This is a genomic window from Pseudoalteromonas distincta (genome assembly GCF_000814675.1).
Taxonomy (GTDB): Bacteria; Pseudomonadota; Gammaproteobacteria; order Enterobacterales; family Alteromonadaceae; genus Pseudoalteromonas; species Pseudoalteromonas distincta.
Window position 1 is genome coordinate 40314 of sequence record NZ_JWIG01000027.1, and the last position, 7544, is coordinate 47857.

Genomic DNA, 7544 nt, shown 5'->3' on the forward strand with positions numbered 1-7544 from the left:
TGTGCAATTTAAAGATAGAATTACGCTCGCTTTTAGTGGTGCATCGGGTGCGCCTTATGGGCTTAGGTTACTTGAAGTATTACTAGAGCAGCAATTTCAGGTCTACGTTCTCATCTCAAGTGCAGCACGCGTGGTGCTTGATACAGAATCAAATATTAAGCTCTCTGGTAATGAAGATAAAGCCACAGAGCAGTTAAGTACGCTGTTTAATGCCAAACCTGATCAGCTAAAAGTATACGGTAAAGATAACTGGTTTAGCCCTGTGGCTTCGGGCTCTGCTGCTCCTAAAAAAATGGTAGTATGCCCATGTAGTGCCGGGTCGGTTTCTGCAATTGCAGTGGGGGCGTCTGATAATTTATTAGAGCGCGCCGCTGATGTGGTAATTAAAGAGCGCGGACAGCTCATTTTAGTGCCTCGCGAAACACCATTTAACGAAATTCATTTAGAAAACATGCTTAAGTTATCTCGTTTAGGGGTAACAATTATGCCAGCCGCACCTGGTTTTTATCATAAGCCACAAAGTATTGAAGACTTAGTTGATTTTATGGTGGCGAGAATTTTAGATCATTTAAATATTGAGCATAACCTAACAAAACGTTGGGGTTATGGTGAGGGTAAGTAATGAATAAGCAAAATATTGCTTTAAATATAGAAGGCCTTACCAAGGTTTATAAAAATGGTGTTGAGGCTATTAAAGGCGTTGATTTACAAGTTGAAGAGGGCGATTTTTTCGCTTTGCTTGGTCCAAATGGAGCTGGTAAATCAACTACTATTGGTGTTATTTCGTCACTTGTTAATAAAACAAAAGGCAAAGTAGAAGTATTTGGCTGTGATATTGATACTGATTTAGAAGCTGCAAAAGCGCATTTAGGCTTAGTGCCGCAAGAGTTTAACTTTAGCCAGTTTGAAACGCTTAGCCAAATACTGGTTAACCAAGCCGGTTATTATGGTGTGCCACGTGGTGAAGCCCATAAACGTGCTGATAAATATTTAGCGCAGCTAGGTTTGTTAGAGAAAAAAGACAAGCAAGCACGTACGCTTTCAGGCGGAATGAAACGTCGATTAATGATTGCACGCGCCCTTATGCACGAGCCAAAATTACTTATACTTGATGAGCCAACAGCGGGTGTAGACATAGAACTTCGTCGTTCAATGTGGGATTTTTTACGCCAAATAAATGAGCAAGGCGTTACTATTATTTTAACCACACACTACCTTGAAGAAGCTGAGTTACTGTGTAAAAACATAGCGATTATTGATTCTGGTCGAATTGTTGAAAACACCACCATTAAAGCACTGCTTGCAAAACTTGATAAAGAAACCTTTATTTTAGATTTAAAAATGCCAGCAAACCCTGTCACGCTTGAAGGTTATAAGTTTACGATGACGGACGATCATACTGTTGAAGTAGAAGTCGCTAAATCACAGGGCTTAAATGCGGTATTTAGCGCATTAACAACCCAAGGTAATACAGTATTGAGTATGCGAAATAAAGCAAACAGACTAGAAGAGTTATTTGTAGGATTATTAGAGCAAGGGCGGGGCGAATAAATGTTTAAATATGGCGTAGCCTTAAAGAGTTTATGGATTAAAGAGTGTATTCGTTTTTTACGTATATGGGTACAAACATTAGTGCCGCCAGCAATTACGATGAGCTTATATTTTGTTATTTTTGGTAACTTAATTGGTTCACGTATTGGTGATATGGGCGGCTTTAGTTATATGGAGTTTATTGTACCTGGCCTTATAATGATGTCGGTTATTACTAATTCCTATTCCAACGTAGCCTCTAGTTTTTACTCAACAAAATTTCAAAAAAGCATTGAAGAGCTTTTAGTTGCACCGGTGCCTAATTACATCATTGTACTGGGTTATATGGGCGGCGGTATGACGCGCGGTATTATGGTGGGCTTTATAGTTACCTGTGTATCGTTATTATTTGTTGATATTCAAATTCATAATATTTTTGTAATTATGGCGACCGTTATTTTAACCTCTGCTGTGTTTGCTTTAGGTGGTTTAATTAATGCAATTTACGCAAATAGCTTTGACGATATAAGCATTATTCCCACCTTTATACTAACGCCATTAACTTACTTAGGCGGTGTATTTTATTCAATTACATTATTGCCAGAATTTTGGCAAAACGTATCGCAAATAAATCCTATTATTTACATGGTAAATGCATTTCGCTATGGCTTTTTAGGTGTGTCGGATGTTGATTTAAGTGTAGCGCTAGGTGTTATTTTGGTGTTTATTACGGTGTTATTTACTTTAGCGCTAACTTTAATTAAAAAAGGTGTGGGGCTAAGACACTAATGAGTGATGCAAATTCACGTAGTATTGTATCTAATCAAGCGGGTATTCACGAAAAGCTTGATGAAATAGTAAATAAGCACTTAGATGCTGAATTTAAAAAGCCAATAGCAGCGCATACCCAAGCCGCATTTGACGAGGTTAATGCTAAAGTACAAGCCTTTAGTGGCCCGCTTATTTTGGACTCGTGTTGTGGCGTGGGTGAAAGCTCAGCTAACTTAGCTAAGCGCCACCCTGATGCACTTATAATTGGTATTGATAAATCGTCGCACCGATTAGATAAGCACGATGTTGAATATAAGCAAACCGACAGTGGTCAGTACATCTTAGTGCAAGCAGATTTAAATGACTTTTGGCGTTTAGCGGTAGCCGCCAATTGGCAACCTACGCACCATTATTTGTTGTATCCAAACCCGTGGCCTAAATCTAAGCATATTCGTAGGCGCTGGCATGGCGCAGCTATTTTTCCATTTATCGTTAAGTTAGGTGGAAAATTAGAAGTGCGCAGCAATTGGGATATTTACGTTAAGGAGTTTGCTCGGGCGCTTGAATTAACAGGCAACCCTTGCGATGTAACACTTTATGAGTCAGACGATGCAATTACGCCTTTTGAGCGTAAATACTGGGCCAGTGGCCAGCAAAGCCACCGACTCGTTATAAACTTACCTTGCTAAAGTAAGTTAAAGTGCTAATTCTTCTGTAACCGTATTAACATGTGGCACTGGGTGGGCAAAATAGTTGCCTTGCATTAGTGTCACATTCGCCTTTTTAAGTGCGGTTACTATGGTTGTATTTTCTACCGACTCTGCCATTAATTGTAAACCAAGTTGATTGGCAAAACTGGCTATATGTTCTATAAACAAGTAGATATCTTTGTCATTCACTATTTGCTTTATTAGTGCGCCATCTAATTTAATACCATCTACTTCAAGCTTAAGTACGTTTGATATATTTGAATAACCACTACCAAAGTCATCAATAATAACCTTAACGCCTTTCGTTTTAACCATTCCAATAAATGCTTTTACTTCAGAGAAGTTGGCAATAGCTTGGGTTTCTAAAAGCTCTAATGTGATATTACCTGGATGCGGGTAGCGCTTAAGTTCGTCCGCAATAAACTCACTTAAATTAGGGTCGAGCATATCTTGTGCTGTTATATTTAAACTCCAGCAAATATCGGTTTTTCTAAAGCGACTAACACATTGTGAAAATATAGTACGGGTAAGTATTCCGTCCATTCTTGAGCGGGTAACAACATTTAAAAATGCATCAGGTTTTAATACTTCCCCTTGCGCTGTTACCATTCGAGCTAAACATTCGTATTGAACGACCTTATTGGTATTTGTGTCAATAATGGGTTGAAAGTAAGGCACTATACGATTGTTATCAAACGCTTCTCGCACTTCTTTAGCCATTTCTACATTGTATTGATATTGCGTTTTTACATCGTGTAGCGCTTTTGAGTAGTTAACTACACTATGCCTGCCTTGTTTAGCTTGCAGCGCTGCTATATGAGCGTTTTCAAGTAGTAGCGATTTGTTACCACTGGCAATACCTGCACATAGGGTTATGTAGATAAAAGGGTCAGTTAACACCGGTGTATTAAAGTTATATGTTTTTACGAGGTCGGTAAATTCGTCATTACTCATTTCCTTAGGCGCGAGTAATACTATTTTATTTGTTGCTAGTCTGTATATATGGCAATGCGTAGAGCTTCTAAGTTTAAAGTGAATAAGTAAGTTTTTCATTACCTTGTCACCCACTTCCGTGCCGTAAAAACTGTTTATATCTTCTATTTCATTAACCCAAATAACGGCTAATTGCATGTGATGTGCATTACTTTTTTTAATAAAGTACTCAAGTGCAATATGATTTGAAAAACCAGTACTTGAGTCTGTTGCTAAAGACCGTTTTAGTAAATAAATATATATGGCGGCAACGAGTATCGCGATAAAAAAGAAGAAGCTAGCCATTGCAGCAGCTTTTGATACGCTTTCTTTAAGTTTCTCGTTTAAATCATAAATAGTTATATCGGCACCCGTTAAATAGGTATTGCCGTTGATTGGGTCAACGTAAGGAATAAAAATTGTTTTAAAGTGGCCCCACTGATCGCTCGATATTTCAAATACTGGCTCTGTTGAATAAAAAGCACTTATATTTGCATCGGTAGCTTCAGGGTAGAGATCTAAAAATTGAGTTACCTTGCCATTATTCTGATCGTCTTGCGTGTAGCTTGATGAGCTAAAAAGCACCTTACCGTCTTTTAAAATCATTGAATAGACATAAGCAATATCAAGTGCTTGAGCAAACTCAGAGAGTTGTTTACTTTTATCTTGATAGTAAGAAAAACTTATATTATCGCCTTGATTAACCGCACTTAAATAATCGTCACCTAAAATATGTTTAACGCTGGTGGCGGCATTAAGTAAGCGATTATCAACCGACTGCATTATTTCAGCACGCGTGGTTTGGTAAGTGTAGTAAACGTAGGTTAGCAAGCTTATTAAAAACAAGCTAAAGCCTGCCACTATCCAACTAACTTTGACTCTTCCTTCTGGCATATGTGTCCCTTTTTTGTTATCAAATTTATTATACCCAAAATAAGTAAATGCCCAATAAATAATTAGGTTTGGTAGAGTTTTAATTAAATTATCATTTTTTTGTCATCGCTTTGATTGCTTTTATAGGTTTAAACGAGACATTTTAGTTATATTGCAGTAAAGTTAGCGCAATTTTTAAAGAAACACGATTGCTCCAAATGTCCTAATAAGTAGGCGTTTTTGATGAGTAAGCGCGTGTTTTAGCTACACACACACTAGGTATTAAGATGGATCAAAAGCGTTGTGCCGTCGCCTCTAAAGAAAGCCTTAAGCGTATATTTACTGTACCTGAAGCGCCAGACTCAACTTTAAGCAAAATCGAGCTTGAAATTTCGAGTAATTTAGCAGGTTTTCTAAACGAAAATATAGCGGCAATTGAAAAACCATTACATGAAATAGAAAAAGATTTTCAATCGGCAGTGATCCCAGAAGATCCAACGTTTGTCTCTGCTTATGCCCAAGACATAATGGAGCAGCTTGTTGCACATTCTGTGCATACAGCTGCGCCTAGTTTTATTGGTCACATGACCTCTGCCTTGCCGCACTTTTTATTACCGCTGTCAAAATTGATGGTAGGGCTAAATCAAAATCTAGTAAAAATAGAAACATCTAAAGCGTTTACGCCTCTTGAGCGTCAAGTGCTTGGGATGATGCATCATTTAGCTTATGGGCAAGAAGACTCATTTTATTCTAAATGGATGCACAGTGCTAAAACCTCATTAGGTGCATTTTGCTCTGGTGGTACGGTTGCTAATATTACTGCGCTTTGGATTGCGCGAAACCGCTTATTAAAACCTGATGGTGATTTTAGAGGTATCGGCGCACAAGGCTTAATTGCCGGTATGCTGCATTACGGTTATAAAGGTTTAGCGGTATTAATATCAGAACGCGGGCATTACTCATTAGGTAAATCGGTTGATTTACTCGGCATTGGTCGCGATAACTTAATTGGTATTAAAACCTGTGAAAATAACAAAGTCGATGTAGGAGCGATGCGCGAAAAAGCACGTGAGCTTGAAGCGCAAGGCATTAAAGTAATGGCGATTATTGGGGTCGCGGGGACAACCGAAACCGGTAATATTGACCCACTTGATGAAATGGCCGACTTAGCACAAGACATTAACTGCCATTTTCATGTAGATGCTGCATGGGGGGGAGCGACCCTTTTATCGAGTACGCACCGTCCTTTACTAAAAGGGATTGAGCGAGCAGATTCAATTACCATCGATGCACATAAACAAATGTATGTACCAATGGGAGCGGGTTTGGTTTTATTTAAAGATCCCGCTGCCACAGATGCAATAGAACATCACGCTGAGTACATATTACGTAAAGGTTCAAAAGACTTAGGTAGCCACACGCTTGAAGGCAGCCGACCTGGTATGGCAATGTTAGTACACGCTTGCTTACGTGTTATTGGTCGTAAAGGTTACGAAATGCTGATTGATCGAAGCATCAAAAAAGCACATTACTTTGCTGATTTAATTAAGGCTGATGAAGACTTTGAGCTTATTTCGGAGCCTGAGTTGTGCTTATTAACGTATCGTTATGTACCTAAGCAAATTAAACAAGCAATAGCCGATGCAGATGCTGCAACTCGGTTAGATATTTTTGCTTCACTGAACCGTTTTACTGCCAGTATGCAAAAGCGTCAACGCGAGTCTGGTCGCTCATTTGTATCACGTACACGCTTAACGCCTTCTAAATACGACAATCAACCAACGGTTGTATTTAGAGTGGTCCTTGCTAACCCGCTTACCTCAGGCGCTATTTTAAAAGAGATATTAGCTGAGCAAAAGGAGTTGGCTGCAACAGATCCGGTATTCAAAAAATACTTGAGAAAGTATATGTAATCTAAATACAAAAAAGGGTCCATAAGGATAATGCCGATCAGTTAAGAAAATGACCGGTTGACCGATCCAAACGATCATGCAAAATCCGTAGTTAGGAAACTAACTACGGATTTTTTTGTGAATATAGAACAAGCACTGCAAGCAACACTTGAAGAAAGCAGCCGATACCATACCTTTGAAAAATTATCAGAAATTCTTGACCCTGAAATCATTGAACAAGGTTTTCAACAAGCAGGGATTGCAACCGTTCGTAAGCGAAGATTACCGCTTGAAGCCGTTTTGTGGTCAGTTATTGGCATGGCATTGTTTCGAAAAGAATCAGTTTGGAATATCGCTAATAAGCTAGATATCATGTTACCTGGCAAGAACCAACTCGTTGCTCCAAGTGCGATGGTACAGGCGAGACAAAGGTTAGGTGATGATTCCGTTAAACACGTTTTCAATAAATCTGCTCAATCAATGTATAAGCAACAGTCATTCGAAACATGGAATGGTTTGAACCTATTAGCTGTTGACGGTGTTGTGTGGCGAACAGCCGACACGCCTGATAATCGTAAAGCCTTCTCTTCAGGTAGCAACCAATACGGTGATACAGCCTTTCCTCAAATACGCATGGTCTGTCATATGGAATTGACCAGCCATCAACTTCTCAGTAGCGAGTTTGATAACTATAAAACCAACGAGATGAAATTAGCTGAGCGTTTAATTGAACGTACACCAGATAATTCACTGACTATGTTTGATAAAGGATATTATTCTTTAGGCCTGTTAAACC

The 7544-nt window shown here is 38.9% G+C and carries 7 protein-coding genes; 6 read left to right on the top strand and 1 reads right to left on the bottom strand.

Annotated features, from left to right (window positions below):
* Position 1: 1 nt before the first annotated feature.
* Genes QT16_RS17445 through trmB form a run of 4 tightly spaced genes read left to right on the top strand, consistent with a single transcriptional unit; the run spans position 2 to position 2990 of the window.
* Positions 2-622, top strand: coding sequence for a flavin prenyltransferase UbiX (locus tag QT16_RS17445; protein WP_039489680.1), 621 nt, complete (start codon positions 2-4; stop codon positions 620-622).
* Positions 622-1551, top strand: a complete 930-nt coding sequence (locus QT16_RS17450; protein WP_024595485.1) for an ABC transporter ATP-binding protein — start codon at positions 622-624, stop codon at positions 1549-1551. Before QT16_RS17445 ends, QT16_RS17450 begins: the two co-directional genes overlap by 1 nt.
* On the top strand, positions 1552-2319 hold the full coding sequence (locus tag QT16_RS17455) for an ABC transporter permease (RefSeq protein ID WP_002961025.1): 768 nt from the start codon (positions 1552-1554) through the stop codon (positions 2317-2319).
* Entirely contained in the window at positions 2319-2990 is a 672-nt protein-coding gene (gene trmB, locus QT16_RS17460) for a tRNA (guanine(46)-N(7))-methyltransferase TrmB (RefSeq protein WP_039489682.1), read from the top strand. The genes QT16_RS17455 and trmB overlap by 1 nt, the downstream gene beginning before the upstream one ends.
* A 6-nt stretch (positions 2991-2996) precedes the next feature.
* Here the strand turns inward: trmB and QT16_RS17465 are convergent, their stop codons facing one another.
* Entirely contained in the window at positions 2997-4877 is a 1881-nt protein-coding gene (locus tag QT16_RS17465) for a bifunctional diguanylate cyclase/phosphodiesterase (protein WP_033020723.1), read from the bottom strand.
* Positions 4878-5143: 266 nt separating this feature from the next.
* On the opposite strand from QT16_RS17465, the gene panP reads away from it, so the two are divergent.
* Together panP and QT16_RS17475 are read left to right on the top strand one after the other, a co-directional pair.
* Positions 5144-6769, top strand: coding sequence for a pyridoxal-dependent aspartate 1-decarboxylase PanP (gene panP / locus QT16_RS17470; protein ID WP_024595231.1), 1626 nt, complete (start codon positions 5144-5146; stop codon positions 6767-6769).
* Between the two features lie 123 nt (positions 6770-6892).
* A partial coding sequence (locus QT16_RS17475) for an IS4 family transposase (protein ID WP_238719420.1) occupies positions 6893-7544 on the top strand: 652 nt, incomplete at its 3' end.

Coding starts and splice junctions, on each gene's coding strand:
- QT16_RS17450 (WP_024595485.1), top strand. CDS start 622: ATGAATAAGCAAAATATTGCTTTAAATATAGAAGGCCTTACCAAGGTT.
- QT16_RS17455 (WP_002961025.1), top strand. CDS start 1,552: ATGTTTAAATATGGCGTAGCCTTAAAGAGTTTATGGATTAAAGAGTGT.
- trmB (WP_039489682.1), top strand. CDS start 2,319: ATGAGTGATGCAAATTCACGTAGTATTGTATCTAATCAAGCGGGTATT.
- QT16_RS17465 (WP_033020723.1), bottom strand. CDS start 4,877: ATGCCAGAAGGAAGAGTCAAAGTTAGTTGGATAGTGGCAGGCTTTAGC.
- panP (WP_024595231.1), top strand. CDS start 5,144: ATGGATCAAAAGCGTTGTGCCGTCGCCTCTAAAGAAAGCCTTAAGCGT.